Below are 22,170 nucleotides of genomic sequence, written 5' to 3' on the forward strand. Positions count from 1 at the left end.
TCGTCGAGCGCTTTCGCTACGACTTGGCTTCGCGCCACTCGCGCTCGAACGGCAGCCGCCACGCGTTGGGTGCGATCAATTGGTGAATGGCGTTCGGACCCCAGGTACCCGGCTGATACAGCTTGGCCGGCGGCGGGTCGGTGAGCAGATCTTCCGAACGCTCCCACAATGATTCGATGCCTTCCGCGGTGTTGAACAGCGTGTGGTCGCCCCGCATCGCATCGAGAATCAAACGCTCGTAGGCCTCCAGCACGTCCGCGACCGTGTCGATCTCCTGCGAAGAAAACTGCATGGACAGCTTGTCCAGTTTCATGCCCGGCCCGGGCCGCTTGCCATAGAAGGACAGCGAAACCTTCGAGTTGTCGGCAAGGTCGAACGTGAGGTGATCGGGGCCCTGGGTGCCCACGCCGGATCCGGGCGGGAACATCGTTCGCGGGGCCTCCTTGAACGCGATCGAAACGACGCGGATGCCCTCTGCCATCTTCTTGCCGGTGCGCAAGTAGATGGGCACTCCGGCCCATCGCCAGTTGTCGATCCCCACCTTGAGCGCGATGAACGTCTCGGTGTCGGAATCCTTTGCCACGCCGTCCTCGTCGCGGTAACCGCTGTACTGACCGCGCACCACGTTGGAGGGCTTGACCGGCAGCATCGACCGAAAGACCTTGTTCTTCTCCTCGCTGATGGCGAACGGTTCGAGCGCCGTCGGCGGCTCCATCACGGTGAACGCCATCACCTGGAACAGGTGGGTCACCACCATGTCCTTATAGGCGCCGGTCTCTTCGTAAAAGTTCGCCCGCTGATCCAAACCCAGGGCCTCGGGAATGTCGATTTGAATGTGGTCGATGAAGTTGCGGTTCCAGATCGGCTCGAACAGGCCGTTGGCGAAGCGGAACGCCAGAATGTTCTGCGCGGCTTCCTTGCCCAAGAAGTGGTCGATACGGAAGATCTGGGATTCTTCGAATGTCTCGTGGACGAAGTCGTTCAGCGCCACCGCGCTGGCCAGGTCGGTGCCGAAGGGCTTCTCCATCACCACCCGGGAGCGTTCGACGAGCTTGGCGTCGCGCAGCATGGTGATCACGTCGCGCGCCGCTTTGGGGGGGACCGACAAGTAGTGCAGCCGCCGCACATCGTGGCCCAGATTGTCTTCGGCTTCGGCGACCGCCTCGGCGAGGGCTTCCGGTCCCGCGCCCTGCGGCACGTAACAGATGATCTTTGCGAAGCTGGCCCACTGCTCAGACGTGAGCTTGTGCGTGCCGAACTCGTCAATCGCGTTCTTGGCGAGCTCGCGGAATTCGTCGCTGCTGATGTCTTCAAGCGACGTCGCGATGATTTGGATGTCGGGCGCCAACTCGGATTGATTCAGGTAGGCCAGCCCGGGGATCAGCTTTCGCTTCGCCAGATCGCCCGTCGCACCGAAAAGGACAATGACGTGCGGGTCGAGCCGATCGGGCTGGTGACGACGTTTGCGGGCGTCGGCAGCGGGATAAGCGATGGTCTGAGGTTTCTCGGTAGCCACTCTTGCGATGATTCCACCGCGGCGGCGCTGTGTCTCGTATGTTCTGACTGCTCCCGCATCTGGTTAGCGAACGCGTGATCGGGTATGGAATAGCGGGGGCGCCCGGCGCCGGAGCCCATCCCCCACCCAGGCCAATGGAAAGCGACATGACCAAACCCGACAAAGACCCGCTGAGCCGCGCTCAGGAGCTGGAAAACATCGTCGATGAGCTCGAGGAGAAGGTTACCGAGGAAAGCGAAGCCGAAGGTGTTCCCGGCAACCGCAGCGACCGGGAACAAGCGGCTACCCACGGCACCACCAGCGAGCCGCCGGACTAGCGGGTCGCAGACCCGGCTCCCATGCACATCGTCATTCGCTCGCTAGGTCGATGGCGTGGGCCTTCAGCGTCGCCAGCATCTCGGCCTTCGGCCATTCGTCGGCCCGGTAGCGGACCGGGTTGATTCCCGCGACGGGAAGAATGCCCACTGCATCGACCACGGTCGGGAACGGCACGGTGAACTTGTCGGACACATTCGACGGGTCACCGACCAAAAACGTCACGTAATCGGTTTGCGGCAGCTCCCACGGAATGCCCTGGCCCCACACCGCCGTGGTGCGCCGGCCCCACGCCGTCTCGATGATCTGCGCGTCGCCGACGTACCGCGGGAACAACTCGCGCTCATAATGCTCCCGCAAGAACTCGGTCTGGTGGTTGTATTCCTTTGCGGCCAAGAGGGTTCGAGCTCTCAACGCCAGATCGCGCAACGGGTGCGGGCCGGCCTGGTCGAATGGCGCGATGACGCTGCCCTCGATCGTGTAGCCCTGCGGCGAGATGGGCTGCTCGGCGTCGAGGTACATCTGCTCGGCGACCTCGAAGAGATCCGCGGCATTGTCGGGCGCGTCGGTGCCCAGTATCAACACGCCGTCGCCCGGGAAAAAGACCAGTGGACGGGGGCCGTCCGCCACCGCGAGTGACGCCAGCCAACCGGTCGCCAGGATCATCGAATCGACATACGTGCCGCCGTCGGCGTCTTTCAACAGGAACTTCTCGCCCGGCTGCAAGGCCTGCCGATGCGCGGAAAGGTTCTCCCTGGCCGCCGCGAAGGCCTGATCGCCGCTGATGCCCCACGCGTCCGTCTCCGCCGGGGTCACCATGGCCCGCACCGTAGGCAGGTCGACCACGACCATCTCGTTGATGAAGGGGAACACAGGCCGGACCCAGGGCAGCGCCCCGGTGTTGACCAAATGGTTGACGTAGCTTTGCGGACGCAGTACCGGCCGCAGCAAGGGACCGGCCTCGGCCCAATCCATGGGCGGGGTCGGCGGTTGGTCGGTTGCCATGTTCAGCTGCTTCCTGATCTCGAACAGCGAACACGCACGTTACACGCTGCGTCGGCCGATACAAGTCACCGTTTCCGCTGTGAAAGTTGGCCATGCGTCGGGGCGCCTGCCCCGACCCAGGTGGCAAGCGCGTCGCGCAGCGGCGGGTCGGTGTCGGCGCCGACCCAGGCGACGTGGCCGTCCGGCCGGATCAACACGGCGGGCGGCTCGCTGACCGCGCCAAGCACCGGAAGCACGTATGGGGCAATGCTTTTCCCGGATACGACCCGGATCCGGTCGCCCCAGGGCTCGATGTCGATGCCGTCGGTGTTCCCGAAGTCCAGCAGCAGCGCGCGGGCGTCTCGCAGCAGCTCGAATACGCGCAGCGGCCCGTCGGCGGTGACCAGGTCCAGGTCGGGCATCCTGCGGCCCACCAGTGGGTGTCCCCCACCCAGGTCGTAAGCGATATCCAGGCCGGACATCATCGCGGCGAAGCATGCGCGCGGTTCGTCCATGCCGAGAAGGTCGGACACGGTGTCGCGCAGTGCCTTGGTGCGTTCGTCGGGGCGAAGAAGCGTCATCTGCGCCAACGCATTGCGCAGCACGCGCTGGGCAACCGGGTGCCGTTCGGCGTGGTAGCTGTCCGGTTGAAAGTGGCGGGGAAAACAATCACCAACGGTCGCGCACCGCGTCGATTGCGCGGTGAATCCGCTGCTCGCTGACCGGACGCGGCGTGCCCAGTTGCTGGGCCCACAGGCTCACCCGGAGTTCCTCGATCTGCCGGGCGATATCGCGAACATCTGCGGCAGCCTTCGCCGGCTGCGGCAACTCCCGCACCAGTTCGTCGTAGGCGACCTGCACGGCGTGCACCCGTTGCATGCGCTCCCGATCGGCCCCGAGGGCGTGGGGCAGCCCCTCGAGGCGGCGACGGATCCCAAGTAGGTAGCGGTGGAGGTCGGCGAGGTGCGCGGGCCCCGTGGCGGTGACGAAACCGGCCGGCAACAGCCGATCCAGCTGCGCACGGATGTCGGCGACCGCGTCGATCTGGGCGGGCGAAGGATTCGCGGGCATCAACAGTTGCACCTCCTGAGCGGCGGCGAGCACCTTTTCGACGCGGCCCACGATCTCGAGGGTGGTGGGCAGCAGGGACTTTCCGGCCCGCTGCTGCAGCGCGACGAACTCCGCGCGCGTCCACACCGGCGCCGAGACGATAGCGTCGGTCGCCGCGTCGGCGCAGTCGTCCAACAGCGCGGACAGGTCACCATCCGGATTGCCGCCGAGAGCCAGCCGGGTACGTGGATCAAGCTGCCGCGCAATGGCTTTCACCGGTGAGGCGACGCTGAGCCGCATCAGCCGCCGGATGCCGGGTCCCATCGCCTCGTCCTGCTCGGCCGGCGTGGCGAACACGCGAAGGTCGACGGCGCCGCCCACGTCGACGAATGCGGGATAGCCCCGCACGGTGCGTCCGTCAATCGAGCGTTCGACGACGCGGGGAAGTTCGTCGACGTCGTCGGGCCAGCCGCGCACGCCCGCCCGCTCCAGCTCGCCCGCGACCGCGTGCGCGACGGCTCGGCGGGTCGGGGCGGTGAGCCGTTCCTGCAGCGCCCGCAGATCCTTGCCGCGGGCCACCTCGGTGCCGTCCCCGGCCTCGATCGCGAACGTCACCCGCAGGTGCGGCGGCAGCTTGTCCAGTTCGAAGGCGTCGGTCGGCACCAGAATTCCACTGCGACGGCGCAATTCGCGTTGCAGTGCCGGCAGCACCGGCTCACCGGTCGGGTCGATTGCCGCCAGCACCGCACGGGCAGTGTCGGGTGCGGGAACGAAGTTGCGGCGCAAGTCTTTCGGCAGTGACCGGATGAGCGCGGTGACCAGCTCCTCGCGCAGCGCCGGCACCTGCCAGGCGAACTCGTCGCCGCCCAACCGCGCCAGCACGTCGATCGGCACGTGGACCGTGACCCCGTCGTCGGCGGCACCGGGCTCAAACCGGTAGGTCAGGGGCAGCGCGACATCGCCCGTTCGCCACGTGTTCGGTCGATCCCTGCCTGCGGTGTCGTCGGTACGCAGCAAGTCGGCACGGGTGAAGGTCAGCAGGTCTGGTGTCTTGTGTCGCTGCTTTTTCCACCACGCGTCGAAGTGCCGGGTGGAAACGACATCGGCGGGAATGCGGGCGTCATAGAGCGCGTAAACCTCGTCGTCGCCGATCAGCAGGTCGCGGCGGCGGGCTCGCTCCTCCAACTCCTCGAGTTCGGCCCGCAGCCTCGCGTTGTCGCGAAAGAAATGGTGGCGGGTCTGCCAGTCGCCCTCGACGAGCGCGTGCCTGATGAACAGGTCGCGCGCCACCGCCGGTTCGACTCGGGCGTATCCCACCCGGCGACGCGCGACCAGCGGCAGCCCGTACAGCGTCACCCGCTCGTAGGCCAGCACCTCGCCGCGTTTGGCGTCCCAGTGCGGTTCGCTGTAGGTGCGCTGCACCAACTCGCCGGCGACCCGCTCGACGACCTCGGGCTGAATGCGGGCGGCGGTTCGCCCGTACAGCCGGCTGGTCTCGACCAGCTCCGCCACAACTACCCAGCGAGGCGGCCGTTTGGTGAGAACCGAGCCGGGCGCCAGCACGAAATGCGAGTTGCGCGCGCCGAGATACTCGCGGGTGTCTTCGCGGCGCATGCCGACATGCGACAAGAGCCCGGCGAGTACTGCCGCGTGCACCCGACCGGGATCCGCCGGCTCCTTCGACGCGGCGTCTTCGACGATGCCCAAGTCACGCGCGACGCTGCGCAGCTGCCCCACCAGATCCTGCCATTCGCGGATCCGCAGATAGTGCAGGAATTCAGAACGGCACATCCTGCGAAAGGCATTGCCGGACAGCGACTTGCGCTGCTCGCGCAGATAACGCCATAGATTGAGGTAGGACATGAAATCGGAGTGCTCGTCGGCGAACCGGGCGTGCTTGGCGCGCGCCGCCTCCTCGCGGTCGCTGGGCCGTTCCCTCGGGTCTGGAATCGTCAGCGCCGCGGCCAACACCAGCATCTCGCGCACGCACCCTTCGGCCTGGGCCTGCAGAATCATCCGGCCCAGCCTCGGGTCGACGGGCAGCCGCGCCAGGCGACGGCCCAGGTCGGTGATGGCGCCATGCCGGTCGAACGCGCCGAGTTCGACCAGCAGCTGGACGCCGTCGCGGACGTTGCGGCGGTCCGGCGGGTCGAGGAACGGGAACTCCTCGATGTCACCCAGCTGCAGGGCCGCCATCTGCAACAGGACGGCGGCCAGGTTCGTCCGCAGGATCTCGGGCTCGGTGTAGCGCGGACGCGCCGCGAAATCCTGTTCGGAGTAGAGCCGGATGCACACGCCGGGCGCGACTCGGCCGCACCGGCCGGCGCGCTGCGCGGCCGACGCCTGCGAGATGGGCTCGATCGGCAGCCGCTGCACCTTCAGGCGCCGGCTGTAGCGGGATATGCGGGCGTTGCCAGGGTCGATGACGTAGCGGATCCCGGGCACCGTCAGCGACGTTTCGGCGACGTTGGTCGCCAGCACGACGCGGCGCCCGGCATGAGGCGCGAACACCTTCTGCTGCTTCGCGGTGGGTAGCCGCGCGTACAGCGGGAGCACCTCGGTGTGCTCGAGCCCACCCAAAGCCTCTGCGGTATCGCGGATTTCGCGTTCCCCCGACAGGAAGACGAGGACGTCGCCCGGCGGCTCGGCCTCGAGTTCGGCGATGGCGTCGACGATCGCCTCGACCTCGTCGCGGGTCTCGGTCCGCACGATCTCGTGGTCCGGGTCGTCGGGGTCGTCATCGGCGGCCGAAAGCACGACAACCTCCAGCGGCCGATAGCGCACCTCGACCGGATACGTCCGCCCGGACACCTCGATGATCGGAGCGTTGCAGAAGTGCGCCGCGAAGCGCTGCGGCTCGATCGTCGCCGAGGTGATGATCACCTTCAAATCGGGGCGTCGAGGCAGCAACTCCCGCAGGTAGCCGAGCAGGAAGTCGATGTTGAGACTGCGCTCGTGGGCCTCGTCGAGGATCAGCGTGTCGTAGCGCAGCAGGCGGCGGTCGCGCTGGATCTCGGCGAGCAGGATGCCGTCGGTCATCAGCTTGATCAGCGTGCGGTCGCTGACCTGATCGGTGAACCGCACGGCATAGCCGACTATGTCGCCCAGCGGGGCGCCCAGCTCGTCGGCGATGCGCTGGGCCACCGTGCGGGCGGCCAGCCGCCGGGGCTGGGTATGCCCGATGGTTCCGCGGATCCCGCGGCCGGCCTCGAGACAGATCTTGGGCAGCTGGGTGGTCTTTCCCGAACCGGTTTCCCCGGCGATCACCACCACCTGATGCGCCCGTATCGCCTCGGCGATTTCCTGCCGCCGTTCGCTGACCGGCAGGTCGGGATAGCTGATGGTCGGCACGGCGGCTTGACGGGCGGCGACCACGTCCTGCGCCGCGGCGATCTGGTCGGCCAGCAGCCGCAGTTTCTCGGGTGAGGCGCCTCGCAGGTTCTTCAGGCGCCGGCCGAATCGGGCGGCATCGCGCAGCGTCACTCCGTCGAGCTGTGTGCGCAACTGCGCCGCAGACGGTTCGGCCACTCCGCACAGAATAGGCATCCACTCGGCCGTATACCGCAACGCGTCGCCTCACGGGCCGGGTTGATGGCAGCCGAATACGGGTATCAGGTGGCGAGTGCATCGAATTGGATGCCGGCTTGCGGGGGAAGTGATCGGCGATGGTCGGTTGGCTGGACAGGCTGCAGCGACGGAATCGAGTCGTCGGCGTGATCGTCGGTGTCGTCTACAAATACAACGACGATCAGGGCGGTTACCTCGCCGCCCTGATCACCTACTACGGGCTGGTGTCGCTGTTTCCGCTGTTGCTGCTGTTGACCACCGGTTTGGGGGTGGTGCTGGCCGGCCGGCCGGATCTGCAGGCACAGGTGCTGCGCAGCACCCTGAGTCAGTTCCCGGTAATCGGCGACCAGCTGCACCACCCCCAGGGCCTCAGCGGCGGAGTGGTGGGCGTGGCCGTGGGCCTACTCGGCGCGCTCTACGGCGGTCTGGGCGTCGGACAGGCGGTGCAAAACGCGATGGACACGGTGTGGGCGGTGCCGAAGCACAAGCGCCCCAACCCTATTCGATCCCGGTTGCGCAGCCTGCTGTTGCTGCTGGTGCTGGGCTCGGCCGCGATCGCGGCGACCGTGTTGGCTGCGGCGGGCCACGCCACCACAGCGCTGGGAGTCTTCAGCAAGATCGGCCTGGTATTGGCCGCGGTGGCGATCAACGCAGTGATCTGCCTCGTTGCCTTCCGCGTGACGACCGCGCGCGCCCTGACGTACCGGCAAGTGCTGCCGGGAGCGGTTGCCGCAGCGCTCATTTGGCAGATGCTGCAGTGGTTCGGGGCCGGCTATGTGGCGCACACCGTGAAAAGGGCCAGCGCCACCAACAGTGTGTTCGCACTGGTGTTGGGGGCGTTGGCGTTCCTGTTCCTCGCGTCGGTGGCGCTGGTGATGTGCGCCGAGGTCAATGTCGTCTTGGTGGAGCGGCTCTACCCGCGCGCGCTGCTCGGGGCGTTCAGCGACGACGCGGATCTGACGACGGCGGATCGGCGGACCTACACCAAAAAGGTCAAAGCCGAGCGCGTCAAAGCCTTCGAGCGGGTCAGCGTGCGGTTCGACGATATCAGGCGGGTGCCCGCGAAAACCGTTGAGCGCCTTGAGGCATTCCACGACTCTCACCGCCCCCGCACACCCTGAGAACGGGTTTTTCACCGGCTTACGGAGTAGGCCGTGGGCACGGCGCAATAGTCTGCAGTGATGAGTCTGGTCACCTATGAGCTGCAAGACCACGTTGCCACCATCACCCTGAACCGCCCCGAGGCGCGCAACGCCATCAACGGCGCGCTTCGCCAAGACCTGAACGCCGCCTGGGATCGCTTCCGCGACGACCTGGACGCGTGGGTGGGGATCCTGACGGCCAACGGCGGCGTCTTCTGTGCCGGCGGTGACCTCAAGGACGGCGAAGGATCGGTTGGCACGTTCGGCGGCACCTTTTGGGAGAAGCCGACCATCAACTCCTTCGAATCCGGCATGGAGCTGTTCAAGCCGACCATCGCCGCCGTGCACGGTCCGTGCATCGGCTACGGAGTGACCGGGGTGCTGTTCTGCGACTTCGTCATCGCCAGCACCGAGGCCACGTTCTGCTTCCCCGAGGTATCGATCGGGGTGCCCACCATCGTCGGAGCCATCCGTCTGCCGCGTCGGGTGGGCTGGGCCAACGCCATGGAGTTGCTGCTGACCGGAAAGCCCATGAGCGCCGAACGGGCCAAGGAAATCGGTCTGGTGTGGAAGCTGGTCGAGCCCGACCAACTGCAGGGCGAAGCCCAAGCGTGGGCCCGCACCCTCACCGAGGCCGCACCGCTGGCGCAGCGGGCGACCAAAGAAGTGGCGTGGCGAACCGCCGACATGGGCTGGATCGAATCCGTGCGCTTCGGCGAGACCATGCGCAAGGTCGCCGGCGCGACCGAAGACGTCGCCGAGGGGCTTCGGGCCTGGGCCGAGAAGCGCAAACCGCAATGGCGCGGCCGGTGACGGCCGATCGGAGTGTCAGAACGCGTAGCGCAGCCGGCAGCCCGGCAGCGTGACCGCGAGCAGGTCGGTCAGGTCCTGCACCCAGCGGCCCTTCCACGGGCTCTTGTAGCGCACGTTCCACTGTCCGCTCTGGCTTCGCTTGAGCTGTTGCAGATCCGGCCGCCAGAGCAACTCCTCCCCCTTCGGGTGCCAGCCGAGGTTCACGTCGTGCAGGCCCTGGTTGTGCGTCAGGAAGATGACCTCGGCCGCGAGTTGCCGCTTGGTGCGCTCGCTGGTGTTGTCGGCCACCTGCTGCAGCAGCTCGGCCCAGTCGTCGCGCCAGCCGTCGTAGACGATGACCGGGCTGAGGTTCAGATGCACTTCGTAGCCGGCCTCGACGAAGTCGTCGATGGCGGCGATGCGGTCGGCGACCTTGGAGGTGCGGATGTCGACCAGCCGCGACGCCTCCGCCGGCATCAGGCTGAAGCGCACGCGAGTGCCGCCCTGCGGGTCGTAGTTCAGCAGGTCGCGGTTGACCAGCTTGGTCGCGAAGCTGGCCTTGGCATTGGGGATGCGTGCGAACAGCTCGACGAGGTCGCGCACGTTGTCGGACACCATCGCATCGACCGAGCAATCGCTGTTCTCGCCGATGTCGTAGACCCAGTCGACCGGGTCGCACTGATTGGGTTCGGTTTTGACCCCCTGTCGGGCGGCGTGCCGTTCGAGGTATCCGGTGATCTTCTCGATGTTCGCGAACACGGTGATCGGGTTGGCGTAGCCCTTACGGCGCGGCACATAGCAGTAAGAGCACGCCATCGCGCAGCCGTTGGCCGTCGACGGCGCGATCCAATCGCTGGACCGCTCGTTGCGTCGCGCCGAGAGACTCTTCTTCTCACCCAGGACGAGCACTTCCCGTTTGATGCGAACCCAGTCCTCCACGTTTCCCTCGTTGCCGTACAGGCCAGGTATCGCCTGGTGCGAGGCGACCTGGATGCGTTCGGCGTCGGGGAATCGGTCCAGCACCTGACGCGCGCGGGCAAACCGGTCGATGTCGGGCTCGTGGTAGATCCGCTTGATGTCGAGGAGCCGATCGGCGAGATCGGCCGGCACTCGGTGCGCCGGATGCGCGTCATTTGCAAGAGTGGGCGGCATGCTCATTCAACGACTGCGCGCCGGGCGCGGTTCCAAGTGGCGAACCGGCGGCGCCGTGGCCTTCACTGGTGGGGTGGGCGAACGATTGCGTGCCGAGTTGGGGCGGGTGTCAAGCGGTGGCGGCCGAGGCGCCGAGCATGCCGAGATCGCCCTCGGCGACGGGCCGATGAGACAGCGGCTCGAGTCGTCGATCCGCGCGCTGGTCGAGCATCGTGGCCCGAAGAGCAGCATCTGCCCGTCGGACGCCGCCCGTGCGGTAGGCGGCGACAATTGGCGCGAACTGATGGACGACGCGCGGCAGGCCGCCCGCCGGCTCGCCCGATCGGGCGACGTGGAGATCACGCAACGCGGCAACGTCGTCGACCCCGACGGCGAATGGACTGGCGCCATTCGCATCCGGCGCGCCGGGCCTTGACTATGACTGGTTGCGCCAACCGCCGGGACCGCCGCCGCCGACGATATGACAGGATCTCGGCATGAGTGCACGCAGATTTGCTCGCTGGGTTGGTATGTCGGTTGCGACGACGTGGGCGCTGCTGAGTGCACCCTTCGCGATCCCCACCGCCGTCGCCGATGGGTGCTCGGATGTGTCGGTGGTTTTCGCCCGCGGCACCCATCAGGAGCCCGGCCTCGGCAACATCGGACAGGCGTTCGTCGACTCGCTGACGTCGCAGCTCCCCGGTAAGTCCGTCGATGTGTACGCGGTCAACTACCCCGCCAACGACGACTACCACAACAGCGCCAACGCCGGGTCCGCCGACGCGAGCGCGCACATCCAGAACGTCGTGGCCACCTGCCCGAATTCGCGAATCGTGCTCGGCGGCTACTCGCAGGGCTCGACGGTGATCGACCTGGCCACCAACGCGATGCCGCCCTCGGTGGCCGATCATGTCGCCGCCGTCGCCCTCTTCGGAGAGCCGACCAGCCAGTTCTCCAGCATGCTCTGGGGCGGCCAGCCGCTGCCGACGATCAACCCGGCCTATGGCGCCAAGGTCACCAGCGTGTGCGCCCCCGACGATCCGATCTGCTCGGGCGGCGGCAACATCATCGCGCATGTGACTTACATCGACACCGGGATGACCGCGCAGGCCGCGACATTTGCGGCCGACAAGGTCAACCAGGGTGCGCCGCGCGCCTGACAGCGCTCGCTCCTCTCGCCGTTGCCGCTCTCCCCTTCGGCTAACGTCGACCGTATGTCCAAAGCCTCCGGCAATGACCCGATCGACGACGTCGCCCCCGGCGACATCATTTCCGTGGACCGCGGCTTCGGTGAACGGCCCTACAAAGTCGTCTTCAAGGATCCCAGCGACGCGGGGTATCTCATCACGTTCGAGACCGACGGCGGCGAGACCTTTCAGCTCGAGCTGGCGGCCGGTACCCCGGTGAAACGATCACTCGAGGCGAAGTGGGAATCTGCGCAAAGCCCTACGCCGAACTCGGAGAACTAGCGGCGCCGCCGTAGGCGCCGAGCCGGAAGTCGTTGACGCACAACGCTTTCGATGGCCAGCGCATCCGTCGCCCCGAACAGACCCCGGCGAACCGGTTGCTGACACCGCTGATTCCGCGAATGGCGACGTCAACCTCCTTGCCCAGCTGCCGTTTGGGTGGCATGTAGGCGGGTACCGCAATGCTCCAACGGAGGGAGCGTGCGGTGAGCTATGTGAAGACCGCGAAGAACCAAGTGCTGGGCGTGGTGAACAAGATCATCGACATGCCGCCCCGCAACGTCGGGGCACAAACGGTGACCATCGCTTGTCCTTTGGAGCGGATCGAGCAGTTCTGGCGCGATCCCGGCCAGCTATCCGTGGTCCTCGGTGACATCGCGAAAATCGACGCCGACGGACGCGGCCGCTATCGCTGGCGGCTATCGGCGGAACCCGATGTGGCCTGGGACTCGACGTTGGTCGCAGAGGCCGACGGGGTTCGCTTCGTCGGCGACGGCAACGAAATCGTCGTCCGCTATCGGCCCGCTCCGCACGACCTCGGCACCGAGGTCACCCTGTGCCTGAAATCGCCCGCGCCCGCGCTGTTGTCCGGCGCGGCGGCCTTCAAGATCCTTTACCGGTCACGCGCCCTGCTGCAAACCGGCGAGGTTCCGACCATCCAGTCCAACCCGAGCGCGCGGAATTGCGCGCGGTAAGCGAAAGGCCGAGCATGCGCGCACTGTGCTGGAACGGCGTCAACGACCTCTCCGTGGAAACCGTCGACGACCCCAAGATCCTCAATCCGCACGACGTCATCGTCGAAGTCCGGCTCACCACCACCTGCGGCTCGGACTTGCACTTCATCGACGGGTATTTGCCCGGCATGCGGGCCGGTGATGTGTTCGGCCACGAATTCATGGGTGTGGTGGCGGAGACGGGTCCGCAGGTGCGGGAGATCCACGCCGGCGACCGAGTCGTGGTGCCGTCCTTCATCGCCTGCGACCGGTGCTGGTATTGCGACCATGAGTTGTACTCATGCTGCGACACAACGAATCCCAACGCCGAATTGCAACAACCGTTGTTAGGATATCCGTCCGGCGGTATCTACGGTTATACGCATCCGTTCGGCGGCTACGCGGGTTCGCACGCCCAATACGTTCGGGTGCCCTTCGCCGACACGAATTGCTTTGTGATTCCGGGTGATATCACCGATGAGCAGGCACTGTTCTTATCCGACGCGGTGCCCACCGGCTTCATGGGTGCCGATTTCTGCGACATCGCCGGCGGCGACACGGTCGCGGTCTGGGGGGCCGGCGGTGTCGGGTTGATGGCTGCGCGCAGCGCCCTGCTGCTGGGCGCCGAGCGGGCCGTTGTCGTCGACCGCATACCGGAGCGGTTAGCGTTGGCGCGCAATGAGTTCGGACTGGAAACGATCGACTACAAGGCCGTCGACAGCGTGCACGAGTCGCTGAGGGAGATGACCGGCGGGCGGGGGCCCGACGCCTGCATCGACGCGGTCGGCATGGAGGGCCACGGCACCGGAGTGCAGCAACTCTACGACCGGGCCAAGCAACTGCTGCGAATGGAGACAGATCGCGCCACCGCGCTACGACAGGCGATTCTGGCTTGCCGCAAGGGCGGAGTGGTGTCGGTACTCGGGGTGTACGGCTTGACCGACAAGTTCCCGACTGGCGTATTGACCAACAAGGGTTTGACCCTGAAAACGGCTCAGCAACACGGACAACGCTACATAACACGGCTCTTCGACTACGTCCAGCAGGGCGATCTCGATCCCGCCAAGTTGATCACCCACGATGTGTCCCTCGAGGAGGGAGTGCGGGCCTACGACCTATTCAAGAACAAGAAGGACGACTGCATCCGGGTGGCGATGCGACCGAATGCTTCCACCGTCGCCCGCGACGAACAGGCCGGTGTCGATTATGACCGCGCAACCTCCCGATCCTGATCCGATACAAACTCCCGGGCTGGAGCCCGGAGGAGGTGCCGCACCGGGCACCACTCCCCCGGCCGCGCCCCAAACCTCCGGTGTGTCTGAGCCACAACCGCCGAATACTCGGCGGTTCACTCCCAGTTCCGCCCTCACGGTCCTCGCGGTGTGCATTTTCGCCGTCGCGTTCATCGCGGTGGCAGTCCTATTGGTGATGAAGATCGTCGGGGTGGGTGGCTGACATGCCGGAACCATCACTTGCTGATTATGTTGGCTCGGTTGTGGGCATAGCCACATGCATGGTCGACGATGCCGCGCAGGCGCCACAGGAGAATCCGGAGAAGGACACGTCGCAGTGGGTGACGGGCGACGAGCCCATGACCGGCCCGCAGCGTAGCTACCTGAACACGCTGGCGCAGGAAGCGGGCCAGGAGATCCCGGAGAATCTGACGAAGGCCCAGGCCTCCCGGCTAATCGATGAGTTGCAACAACGAACCGGGCGGGGTGGCTCGTGACCATCGGCGCCGAGGACGTGCGACAGTTGCTGGCCAGCCCGGAGCCGGACGCCGCGCTGGTGGTGATTCAGGGGCGCGCCGCGGTCGTCACGCCGGCGGATCTAAACTCAGACGAATACCGAGGCGCCCTGCAGCTTGCGACGCGCCAGGAATTGGTGCAGCGGGTTGGACATGCGGAGTTGTCCGACCGCGAGTTGGCCGAGCAAGCGGAAGACCTCGACACGGCGGTGCGCAATCTGGGTGGGTGACGCTGCTTCGATGCGTTGCCGCGGAAGCGGTTACGGTCCGACGGTGACCTGGTCACCGACCCGGATGACGCCCTTGGTGACCACCGCGAGGTAGACGCCGGCGCAGGGTTGCGCACCGTGACCGCCTGTGTTCAAGCGGTTTTCGGCCGCCGGTATGCGAAGGGCCTGCGGAGCCCGCGGCAGCGGGCCATGTTCGAGGGTGGGAACCACGCAGCGTGACGTCGCCGTGAGGACGCGCAGCCGCGTCTCACCGATGACGAGTTCGCCGCCCACCCAATCGTTTTCGGCATACGGGGGGTGGCCGGGTGGTGTCGTGATCACCAGATTCGGCCGGTACCGCAGCGCCTCCACGCCGATGTGCTCCAGGGTGGCCGTCGTGATCGCGTGCAATGGAGCTTCGTCGGTGAACGAGTCGCCGGGGGTGGCCGCAGCGATCCGCAGAATGCGACCGTCCACCTCGGTGTCCAGACCCAATTCCAGCAGCTTCTCCGGATCGGGACGCACCAGTGTCGCCCCCTCGGGGCGTTGAGTGACCAACCTGACCCGTCGACCGGTCAGCCGCGACATCAGCTCGTCGACGCCGGGATCATCGGCGGCCACGTCGGCTCCGTCGGGCATGCTGATCCGCACCCCCTGGGCATCGGCGTGGGCGGTGCAGGTCAACAGGTAGCGCCACAGCCGGGGATTCTTGGCGCTGGCCACGTGCCCGGTTTCAGCGTCGAGGAGCGCGAGCCGCCGGTCGCCCTCGGCGCCGCGCTCGTCGACCGGCAGGCGATCGAGGGTTTCGCCGAGCATCGACTTCACCGGATACCGAAGCAGCGCCTGCACCCGCATCGGCACGGGCGCGGGAGTATGGGCGGTCGAGTTGTCCATGCGGCGCCTTCACTGCAGAGTTCGTCAATAAGTGTGCCCTGTCGAGCCCACACGGATCAGCTTGGCAGCAGGCGCTTCTTCTGCTCTTCGAATTCCTGCTGCGTCAGAATTCCGGCGTCGCGCAGCGACGCCAGTTCGCGCAGCTCGGCGGCGATGCTCGTGATCGGCCCACCCGCGGCGACCTGCGGCGGTGTCGCCGGCTCTTTCGTCGGCTCCTTTGGCGCCTCGCGCGTCGCCTTCTCGATCTCGCCGGCCCGGGCGCGCTCGCGCCCCAAGGCGCCACCGGTGCCGGCCATCGCGCGCCCCGCCATGCTCGCCACGGCCATCTCGCCGAACAGACTCCCGGAGCCGCTGGGAGCGGCGGCGGCCGCGGCCGCGGCGACTTCGGCGCCCGCCCCCGCGCTGGTGGCCGGCAGCACCAAGGCGGCCGGGCGGATCGCCGGAGCGGCCGCCGCCCATCCCGGCGGCACCGATAAGCCACCCACGGTGTTCGCTTGACCCAGCCCCGCCGACAGCAGGGGTCCGAATCCCCCCGCCGGGTTGGTGATCACCGGGAATGGCGAGGGCGGCACCGCGCCGGTGCCCGGCCAGGACTGCACCCCGGCCCAACCGCTGACGATGTCGTCGGTGTGGAAACCGGTCAGCGCGCCGGCGATGTCGAAGGGAAGGGCGATCGAGGCCGAAGGCGAGTCGACGGTGAGGCCGGCGATGCTGGCCGGCGCGTCGAGGAAGATGGCGATGAGGTCGCTCTCCAGGCCCAGAAGGTCCGTCAACGACGTCGGATCGGCGGCCGCGGCCGGGTTCACCGCCGCATTGGTCAGCAGGTTGGGTACCGCCGATAACGGTTGCTGGGCCACGGTGTTGCGCGTGCTTCCGGCGGCGGTAGCGGCGGCCTTGGTCACCGATTCGGATTGACCGGCGTCGGAGGTGGTGGTCGGGTCGGGCTGGGTGAACGGTGTCACCCGGGTGGCCGAGGCCGTCGCACCGGCGTAGCCGATCATGGCCGCGGTGTCTCGCGCCCACATCTCGGCGTACTCCGCCTCGGTGGTGGCGATCGCCGGCGTGTTCTGCCCGAGGATGTTGGTCGCGACAAGCGTCGCCAGCAGGGTGCGGTTGGCCGTGACCACCGGCGGCGGCACCGTCTCGGCGAACGCCGTCTCGTAGGCGAACGCGGCGGCCCTGGCCTTGTTGGCCGTTTCTTCAGCCTGGGCGCCGGTCGTCCTCATCCATTCCAAGTAAGGGGTGATCGCTGCGACCATGGACGCCGACGACGGCCCAACCCAGGGACCGGAAGTCAAGGCCGTGATCTCGCCCTGGTACGAGGTCGCCGTCGATTGCAACGCGGCGGCCAACTCGTCCCAGGCCATCGCGGCGGCCAGCATCGGTCCCGACCCAGGACCGGCGTACATCCGCGCGGAGTTGATCTCCGGCGGCAGTGCGAAGTCCATGTCGTTCTCCTCCGATCGCGTTTCAGGGCCGCGAGGGCATCGACGGCCCCGATGCGCGTGGTGTGGGGGTAGCCAACCGAGCAGCAAACAAATCGCATTCCCTCCGGTGCCGCCAGTGCCGCGGAAGTAGACAGCCGAATAGGGCCGTCCCCAGTGCTAGCGGACCGGTCTCCACGTTTGCAGGTGCTCCCACGTCAACCAATACAGCGAAATTGTTGCCGAGGGTTAACGATAGGTTACCTGCACATGACGAGGGAAACTCGCAAGGGTTAGGCGCGTATTGCGCAAATCACCCTCAGCCCGCTCTCAACGGGGCGCAACGCGCATAGCTCGACTTCCCCGGTCCGATTTCCAGTCGCCTGGCACCGGCAAAGGCCAGGTCAGCTCGATGAGATGGCTTCCCAGCGGGTCGCGCGACGTCCTTTCTGCTTGGATTTGTGGGATCCCTGCGAATGAGGTCTGCTGATGAAAATCGTGCTGGTCGCCTACGGGGGCCGCGGCGACGTCGAGCCTTGCGCCGCGGTCGGCCGCGCGCTGATGAACCGAGGGCACCAGGTGAGCCTGGCGGTCCCCCCCAACCTGACCGCCTTCGTCGAGTCGACGGGGCTCGCCGCCGTCGGGTACGGGCCGGATACGCAACGTGGGATGACTGCGGCTCAGGAATTGCTTGGATCGCTCCAGTCCGGCGTCAGCGGACTGTCGCACGTTGTCGAGCGCGTGACGCGGATCTGGATGGATAAAAGCGCGACGTTGTCGTCCTTGGCAACGGGCGCCGATCTGCTGGTGGCGCACATGAACGATCAGGCGCTGGCCGGCAATGTCGCCGAACAGCAAGGCATCCCGCTCGCCGCGTTACACGTTTTCCCGGCACGGATCATGCCGTCGAGCGCCCTGTATTCGGGCATGACGAAGGATGCCGAAGCCGTCCAACGTCGCGCGCTTGGCTTGCCCGAAACCGATTCGACGGCGCGTCCGGCGAGTGAGGTGTTGGAAATCCAGACTTACGACGAGCTCTGCCTGCCCGGGCCCGCCGCCGAATGGCTGGAACCGGGTGGCCGGCGTCCTTTTGTCGGTTCGCTGACGCTGGAGTTGCCGACTGACAGCGACGACGAGGTCTTGTCCTGGATAGCGGGTGGGACGCCCCCCATCTACTTCGGGTTCGGCAGCACGCCCGTCAGCTCTCCCGCCGAGACTGTCGCGGTGATCAGCGCGGCCTGCGGGCGGTTGGGTGAGCGGGCGTTGATTTGCAGCGGTGCCAATGACTTCACCGATGTCCCGCCGTTCGACCACGTCAAAGTGGTGAGGTCGATGAATTATGCGGCCGTCTTCCCGGCCTGCCGGGCCGTGGTCCACCACGGTGGATCGGGCACCACCGCCGCGGGCCTGCGCGCCGGAGTCCCCACCCTCATCCTGTGGACGGTATGGGACCAGCCGATGTGGGCGGCCGCCGTCGAACAAATGAAAGTTGGTTCGGGACGCGCCTTTTCGGAAAGCACTTTGGACTCGCTGGTCGCCGATCTACGCACCATCCTCACTCCGCAATGCGCCGCTCGCGCCCACGAGGTCGCCGCGCAGATGAGTAAACCCGCCGACAGCGTTGCCTACGCCGCCGATCTCCTCGAAGAGGCTGCCCGCACGGCACGCTCGGTTTGATCGGGCGGCGCGAACCGCCCGTCCGCCGCGGCGGTGGTGCAAACTCCGCCGGTCGTGTAGAAGGTTCTGGTGCAGGATCCGCCGAATAGATCGTTCGATCCGTCGATGCTGCGCGAAGCGATGATCAGGCGGTTGTACCGCCGATTGTCGGCCGAGGGTCAGATCAGGGTGCCGGCGGTGCCGGCCCTGATCGACGAGTACGTCCTGTTGTGCGGCAACATCTGCGCCACCCTGGGTGTCTGGTACACCCCCGAACAGTCCGCACACCTGCGGGCCGCGCTGGAAGTGGAGCTGGCGAAGGCTTTCCGGGCATCCCATCGTTCCGACGTCCTCATCTCGTATCACGCTCCTTTCGGGGAGGGCGTGAATTTCCGCGTCCAGGCCGACTGGCGCACGGTTGAGGCCGACTACCAGCAGTGGATGGACATCCGCCCGCCGCCGCTGTTCGGCACCGAGCCGGACGCACGGGTGCTGGCGCTGGCCGCCGAGGCGGACGACCCTTCGACCTATCGGGTGCTGGACGTCGGCGCGGGAACAGGGCGTAATGCGCTGGCGCTGGCGCGCCGCGGACATCCGGTCGATGCGGTCGAGCTGACCGCGAAGTTCGCCGAGGTGATGGTTTCGGAAGCCACCGGGGAATCGTTGCGCGTGAACGTCATTCAAGACGACGTCTTCACCGCGATGGAGGACGTACGCGAGCAGTACCAGCTGATGGTGCTTTCGGAAGTGGTGTCTGACTTCCGCACGACGCACGAGTTGCGCGGCATGTTCGACCTCGCCACCGATTGCCTGGCGCCCGGTGGGCGTTTGGTGTTCAACACCTTCCTGGCGCGCGACGGCTATGTTCCCGACGACGTCGCGGTGCAACTGAGCCAGCAGTGCAACAGCATGATCTTCACCCGCGACGAGGTGACGGCCGCCGCCGCCGGCCTGCCTCTCGAGCAAATCGCCGACGACCCCGCCTACGAGTACGAGAAGGCGCGGGTCCCGGCGGAGGCCTGGCCGCCGACGGGTTGGTTCGAAGGTTGGGCCGGCGGCCTCGATGTGTTCGACCTCGAGCGCGACGATTCCCCAATAGAGCTGCGCTGGCTCGTGTTTCAAAAAGCCGGCTGACCCGCAGGTCTAGGCGGTGAGGTCGCGGGTGGCCGGCCCTTCCAGCAGGGTGCCGTCGGGCGCGAACCGTGACCCGTGCAGCGGACACTCCCACGCGTTGTCGGCGTCGTTCCAGTTCACGATCCCGCCCAGGTGCGGGCAGACAGGTGAGACGCGGTGCTCGGTCCCGTCGACGCGGCAGCGGGCCTCCAGACGCCACGGCGGGCCACTCACCAACCCGCCTTCGCCGTCGACCGGGCTGCGGCGGTGAGTGCGGATCGCCGGGGTGATCCACCCTTTCGTCAGGTTGAAGCCGACCTCGAGGTTGGCCTGCAGGGCCGTCGTCAGGCCCGTCAGCTCGTGCGGACTCCAGCTGGCGAACGCGCGGGCCCAATCCATCCGCCCACCCAGGATGCGACTCGACAGCGCCAACGCCGCAGCGGGGCCGTTGGTCATCCCCCACTTGTTGAAACCCGTTGCGATGAAGATGCTTTCGTTGTTCGGCAGGATGGGGCCCACATAGGGCAGATGGTCGATGGGCGTGTAGTCCTGCGCCGACCAGAAATGGGTCTGCACCGCACCCGGGTAATGCTTGCGGGTCCACGTCGACAGCTCGTTTAGCGCCTCGGACGGACTCTTCTCCCGGCCCACGGTGTGGCCGGCGCCGCCCACGATCAGCCGCTCCCCGTCCGCGACCGGCGCGTAGCGCACCGAACGCGTCGGCGAGTCGGTGGAGATCATCATCGGCCGGGTGATGTTGCCCGGAACCTTGAACGCCAAGCAGTAGGACCGGCTCGGCTTCACCCGCGCGAAATAGCCGCCGCGATCCAGGATCGGGATGCCCGTCGCGAGCACCAGCTGGCCGGCCTGAAGTTCGACGTCTCGCTGGGCGGCGTCGTTGACGTGCACGCGCACCTTCTTGCCGCGCCAAGAGACCCGCCGCACCCGCGTGTGCTCGATTAGCCGCCCACCGCGACCGAGCAGCTCGACGACCAACGAGTCGAGGAATGACATCGGGTCGAACTGCGCCTGGTCGGCCAGCCGCACACCGCCGTGATAGGCGAACGGCACGTCGGCATCGTCGTCCCACACCGCTGGCAGACCGACCGCCTGACACGCCGCGAGTTCGGCTCGCGCCCTCGGGACTCCCCGCACCGACTGGGCGTAGGTGTAGGCATCCTCGCGCTGCACGGCCACGCCGTTCGCCTCGCAGTGGTCCAGCACCCACTCCTGGCCCTCACGATTGCCGTCGACGTATGCGCGTGCCACGTCCTTGCCGTGCCGCGGCAGCACCTTGGAGAGCTGGCTGCCCTGCAGCAGGCTGATCTTGGCGGTGGTGTTGCCGGTCGCGCACGCCCCCACCGTGCGCGCCTCCAGCACCAGCACGTCCTTGCCCGCGCGGGCCAGCAGGACCGCTGTCATCAGGCCGGTGATGCCGGCGCCCACGACGATGACATCGGCGGACCCGGACTCTTGGTCAAGCTGGCTTGAGGCCCAAGGCTGTTCGGTTCGTTCAGTCATCCATAAAGAAGTCACGGCTTTGCTGATACCCCGGCCGGGCGCGGGGAAACGCTTAGCCGGATTCAGGCCCGTTTCAACCGGTTCGTTGCCTCGGTCACAGCTTTCGTAGCGGCCCGACGGGCTTGCTGGGCCTTGGCATAGTCCCTTTCGGCGCCCTTGAGGTCCTGCTCGGCCGCCCGCAGTGCCCTTGCCGCGGCGTCGCGGCGCTGTTGGGCGGCATCCCGCTCGGCTTGTCGCTCGGCCACCAGGTCGTCGGCCTCTGCTTTGGCGCGCTCCGCGGTGGCAAGGGCCGCGCTCAGTTTTTCGCGCCGTCGCTGCCCCGGCGTGCTCCGCCGCTTCGCCGGTTCGCTGGATGAGTCCCCCGCTTCCGGCGCCGCGTCGCCGAAGGCGCCGAAGCCCGACCACTGCTCGGGCCGGGTCAGCCTCCCGAGCCGTTCGCCGATCCGCGGGTCGGCGATGGCGGCTTGCAGCGTGCCGGTCAGGCCTTCGCGCACGGTCGCCGACGGTTGCGTCAGGTCGGCCGCCTGCAGCGCCTTGCGGGTGAGTTCGTCGATGAGTTTGTGTTGCTCGGCTGACAAGTCCCGGATGCGGCCGCCGTCCATCGCCGAGTGCGCGGCGCGCAATCGCTTACCGAGATCGGCCAGCCGCTGCCGAGTGTCGGCGTGCCGCAGAGCCAGCCGGTTGATGACCCACGCCGCCGTCGTCGGCTTGTTAATGCCGGAAATCCGTTTGGCGGCCGCGTCGTCGCCGCGTTCCTTCGCCGCGGCGGCCAACCGGGCGCGTTCCGCGGTGAACTCCTTCGGCGGCACGTCATAGAGGCCGTCGAGTTCCTCATCGACCATGCAGCCATGATCTCTCGCGGAAGCCGGTTGCAGGCCCGCGTCATCCCGGGCGGTTTAAAAACCGCATGTCGCGGGATACCTCATCTAC

Annotated in this window: 21 protein-coding genes and 1 pseudogene; 13 read left to right on the forward strand and 9 right to left on the reverse strand. The window is 67.0% G+C overall.

The genetic code is table 11. The features are described from left to right. Positions 1–16: 16 nt before the first annotated feature. Positions 17–1,516 carry a glucose-6-phosphate dehydrogenase gene (gene zwf, locus AC5Y4T_RS05935; protein ID WP_499916331.1) on the reverse strand — a complete coding sequence of 500 codons (1,500 nt, stop codon included), beginning with the start codon at positions 1,514–1,516 and terminating at the stop codon, positions 17–19. Between the two features lie 134 nt (positions 1,517–1,650). Here zwf and AC5Y4T_RS05940 point away from each other — a divergent pair, with 134 nt between their 5' ends. Beyond that, complete coding sequence (locus AC5Y4T_RS05940; RefSeq protein ID WP_499916333.1) at positions 1,651–1,833, forward strand: hypothetical protein; 183 nt, start codon at positions 1,651–1,653, stop codon at positions 1,831–1,833. A gap of 31 nt (positions 1,834–1,864) precedes the next feature. On the opposite strand, the gene AC5Y4T_RS05945 is transcribed toward AC5Y4T_RS05940, so the two are convergent. The 3 genes and pseudogenes from AC5Y4T_RS05945 to hrpA form a co-directional block, all read right to left on the reverse strand. Beyond that, a complete protein-coding gene (locus AC5Y4T_RS05945; protein ID WP_499952489.1) occupies positions 1,865–2,842 on the reverse strand; it encodes a DUF1444 domain-containing protein in 978 nt (325 codons plus the stop codon). A 59-nt stretch (positions 2,843–2,901) separates the two neighbouring features. Next, positions 2,902–3,459: pseudogene (locus tag AC5Y4T_RS05950) on the reverse strand (aromatic-ring hydroxylase C-terminal domain-containing protein); the annotation flags it as partial. A gap of 25 nt (positions 3,460–3,484) precedes the next feature. Next, positions 3,485–7,411 carry an ATP-dependent RNA helicase HrpA gene (gene hrpA, locus AC5Y4T_RS05955; protein WP_499916335.1) on the reverse strand — a complete coding sequence of 1,309 codons (3,927 nt, stop codon included), beginning with the start codon at positions 7,409–7,411 and terminating at the stop codon, positions 3,485–3,487. A 119-nt stretch (positions 7,412–7,530) separates the two neighbouring features. Here hrpA and AC5Y4T_RS05960 point away from each other — a divergent pair, with 119 nt between their 5' ends. Together AC5Y4T_RS05960 and AC5Y4T_RS05965 are read left to right on the forward strand one after the other, a co-directional pair. Then, a complete protein-coding gene (locus AC5Y4T_RS05960) occupies positions 7,531–8,553 on the forward strand; it encodes a YhjD/YihY/BrkB family envelope integrity protein (RefSeq protein ID WP_499916337.1) in 1,023 nt (340 codons plus the stop codon). 60 nt (positions 8,554–8,613) lie between these two features. Continuing rightward, on the forward strand, positions 8,614–9,387 hold the full coding sequence (locus AC5Y4T_RS05965; RefSeq protein WP_499916339.1) for an enoyl-CoA hydratase/isomerase family protein: 774 nt from the start codon (positions 8,614–8,616) through the stop codon (positions 9,385–9,387). Between the two features lie 15 nt (positions 9,388–9,402). Here the strand turns inward: AC5Y4T_RS05965 and AC5Y4T_RS05970 are convergent, their stop codons facing one another. Further along, positions 9,403–10,476, reverse strand: a complete 1,074-nt coding sequence (locus AC5Y4T_RS05970) for a spore photoproduct lyase family protein (RefSeq protein WP_499952411.1) — start codon at positions 10,474–10,476, stop codon at positions 9,403–9,405. Positions 10,477–10,516: 40 nt separating this feature from the next. Between AC5Y4T_RS05970 and AC5Y4T_RS05975 the strand changes: the two genes are divergently transcribed. The 8 genes from AC5Y4T_RS05975 to AC5Y4T_RS06010 all read left to right on the forward strand — a co-directional run bounded on the left by AC5Y4T_RS05975 (position 10,517) and on the right by AC5Y4T_RS06010 (position 14,653). Continuing rightward, a complete protein-coding gene (locus AC5Y4T_RS05975; RefSeq protein WP_499952412.1) occupies positions 10,517–10,933 on the forward strand; it encodes a DUF3253 domain-containing protein in 417 nt (138 codons plus the stop codon). Positions 10,934–10,994: 61 nt separating this feature from the next. Beyond that, the gene (locus AC5Y4T_RS05980; RefSeq protein ID WP_499916345.1) at positions 10,995–11,657 is read left to right on the forward strand and encodes a cutinase family protein; all 663 of its coding nucleotides are present in this window, start codon (positions 10,995–10,997) and stop codon (positions 11,655–11,657) included. Positions 11,658–11,711: 54 nt separating this feature from the next. Next, positions 11,712–11,966 (forward strand): hypothetical protein, encoded by a 255-nt coding sequence (locus AC5Y4T_RS05985; RefSeq protein ID WP_499916347.1) that lies wholly within the window; start codon positions 11,712–11,714, stop codon positions 11,964–11,966. A gap of 203 nt (positions 11,967–12,169) precedes the next feature. Beyond that, a complete protein-coding gene (locus AC5Y4T_RS05990) occupies positions 12,170–12,658 on the forward strand; it encodes a hypothetical protein (protein ID WP_499952413.1) in 489 nt (162 codons plus the stop codon). A gap of 14 nt (positions 12,659–12,672) precedes the next feature. Next, a complete protein-coding gene (locus AC5Y4T_RS05995; protein ID WP_499952414.1) occupies positions 12,673–13,908 on the forward strand; it encodes a zinc-dependent alcohol dehydrogenase in 1,236 nt (411 codons plus the stop codon). Continuing rightward, positions 13,883–14,131: a DUF6480 family protein gene (locus tag AC5Y4T_RS06000; protein WP_499952415.1), complete on the forward strand. Its 249-nt coding sequence runs from the start codon at positions 13,883–13,885 to the stop codon at positions 14,129–14,131. Before AC5Y4T_RS05995 ends, AC5Y4T_RS06000 begins: the two co-directional genes overlap by 26 nt. A 58-nt stretch (positions 14,132–14,189) precedes the next feature. Further along, a complete protein-coding gene (locus tag AC5Y4T_RS06005; protein WP_499952416.1) occupies positions 14,190–14,405 on the forward strand; it encodes a DUF3072 domain-containing protein in 216 nt (71 codons plus the stop codon). Next, positions 14,402–14,653 carry a hypothetical protein gene (locus AC5Y4T_RS06010; protein ID WP_499952417.1) on the forward strand — a complete coding sequence of 84 codons (252 nt, stop codon included), beginning with the start codon at positions 14,402–14,404 and terminating at the stop codon, positions 14,651–14,653. The genes AC5Y4T_RS06005 and AC5Y4T_RS06010 overlap by 4 nt, the downstream gene beginning before the upstream one ends. Positions 14,654–14,683: 30 nt before the next feature. Here AC5Y4T_RS06010 and AC5Y4T_RS06015 read toward each other — a convergent pair whose 3' ends face one another. After that, complete coding sequence (locus AC5Y4T_RS06015) at positions 14,684–15,526, reverse strand: MOSC domain-containing protein (RefSeq protein WP_499952418.1); 843 nt, start codon at positions 15,524–15,526, stop codon at positions 14,684–14,686. A 56-nt stretch (positions 15,527–15,582) separates the two neighbouring features. Next, positions 15,583–16,974: a PPE family protein, SVP subgroup gene (locus tag AC5Y4T_RS06020; protein ID WP_499952419.1), complete on the reverse strand. Its 1,392-nt coding sequence runs from the start codon at positions 16,972–16,974 to the stop codon at positions 15,583–15,585. Positions 16,975–17,439: 465 nt separating this feature from the next. On the opposite strand from AC5Y4T_RS06020, the gene AC5Y4T_RS06025 reads away from it, so the two are divergent. Together AC5Y4T_RS06025 and AC5Y4T_RS06030 are read left to right on the forward strand one after the other, a co-directional pair. Next, on the forward strand, positions 17,440–18,627 hold the full coding sequence (locus AC5Y4T_RS06025; protein WP_499950006.1) for a glycosyltransferase: 1,188 nt from the start codon (positions 17,440–17,442) through the stop codon (positions 18,625–18,627). A gap of 69 nt (positions 18,628–18,696) precedes the next feature. Next, entirely contained in the window at positions 18,697–19,740 is a 1,044-nt protein-coding gene (locus AC5Y4T_RS06030; RefSeq protein WP_499950007.1) for a class I SAM-dependent methyltransferase, read from the forward strand. Between the two features lie 9 nt (positions 19,741–19,749). On the opposite strand, the gene AC5Y4T_RS06035 is transcribed toward AC5Y4T_RS06030, so the two are convergent. Both AC5Y4T_RS06035 and AC5Y4T_RS06040 read right to left on the reverse strand, forming a co-directional pair. Then, complete coding sequence (locus tag AC5Y4T_RS06035; RefSeq protein ID WP_499952420.1) at positions 19,750–21,240, reverse strand: FAD-dependent oxidoreductase; 1,491 nt, start codon at positions 21,238–21,240, stop codon at positions 19,750–19,752. 62 nt (positions 21,241–21,302) lie between these two features. Beyond that, the gene (locus AC5Y4T_RS06040) at positions 21,303–22,082 is read right to left on the reverse strand and encodes a hypothetical protein (protein ID WP_499952421.1); all 780 of its coding nucleotides are present in this window, start codon (positions 22,080–22,082) and stop codon (positions 21,303–21,305) included. Positions 22,083–22,170 lie beyond the last annotated feature (88 nt).

This window comes from Mycobacterium sp. NGS11 (genome assembly GCF_059813315.1).

Coding starts and splice junctions, on each gene's coding strand:
- AC5Y4T_RS05940 (WP_499916333.1), top strand. CDS start 1,651: ATGGAAAGCGACATGACCAAACCCGACAAAGACCCGCTGAGCCGCGCT.
- hrpA (WP_499916335.1), bottom strand. CDS start 7,411: ATGCCTATTCTGTGCGGAGTGGCCGAACCGTCTGCGGCGCAGTTGCGC.
- AC5Y4T_RS05960 (WP_499916337.1), top strand. CDS start 7,531: ATGGTCGGTTGGCTGGACAGGCTGCAGCGACGGAATCGAGTCGTCGGC.
- AC5Y4T_RS05965 (WP_499916339.1), top strand. CDS start 8,614: ATGAGTCTGGTCACCTATGAGCTGCAAGACCACGTTGCCACCATCACC.
- AC5Y4T_RS05975 (WP_499952412.1), top strand. CDS start 10,517: ATGCTCATTCAACGACTGCGCGCCGGGCGCGGTTCCAAGTGGCGAACC.
- AC5Y4T_RS05980 (WP_499916345.1), top strand. CDS start 10,995: ATGAGTGCACGCAGATTTGCTCGCTGGGTTGGTATGTCGGTTGCGACG.
- AC5Y4T_RS05985 (WP_499916347.1), top strand. CDS start 11,712: ATGTCCAAAGCCTCCGGCAATGACCCGATCGACGACGTCGCCCCCGGC.
- AC5Y4T_RS05995 (WP_499952414.1), top strand. CDS start 12,673: ATGCGCGCACTGTGCTGGAACGGCGTCAACGACCTCTCCGTGGAAACC.
- AC5Y4T_RS06000 (WP_499952415.1), top strand. CDS start 13,883: ATGACCGCGCAACCTCCCGATCCTGATCCGATACAAACTCCCGGGCTG.
- AC5Y4T_RS06005 (WP_499952416.1), top strand. CDS start 14,190: ATGGTCGACGATGCCGCGCAGGCGCCACAGGAGAATCCGGAGAAGGAC.
- AC5Y4T_RS06015 (WP_499952418.1), bottom strand. CDS start 15,526: ATGGACAACTCGACCGCCCATACTCCCGCGCCCGTGCCGATGCGGGTG.
- AC5Y4T_RS06020 (WP_499952419.1), bottom strand. CDS start 16,974: ATGGACTTCGCACTGCCGCCGGAGATCAACTCCGCGCGGATGTACGCC.
- AC5Y4T_RS06025 (WP_499950006.1), top strand. CDS start 17,440: ATGAAAATCGTGCTGGTCGCCTACGGGGGCCGCGGCGACGTCGAGCCT.
- AC5Y4T_RS06035 (WP_499952420.1), bottom strand. CDS start 21,240: ATGACTGAACGAACCGAACAGCCTTGGGCCTCAAGCCAGCTTGACCAA.
- AC5Y4T_RS06040 (WP_499952421.1), bottom strand. CDS start 22,082: ATGGTCGATGAGGAACTCGACGGCCTCTATGACGTGCCGCCGAAGGAG.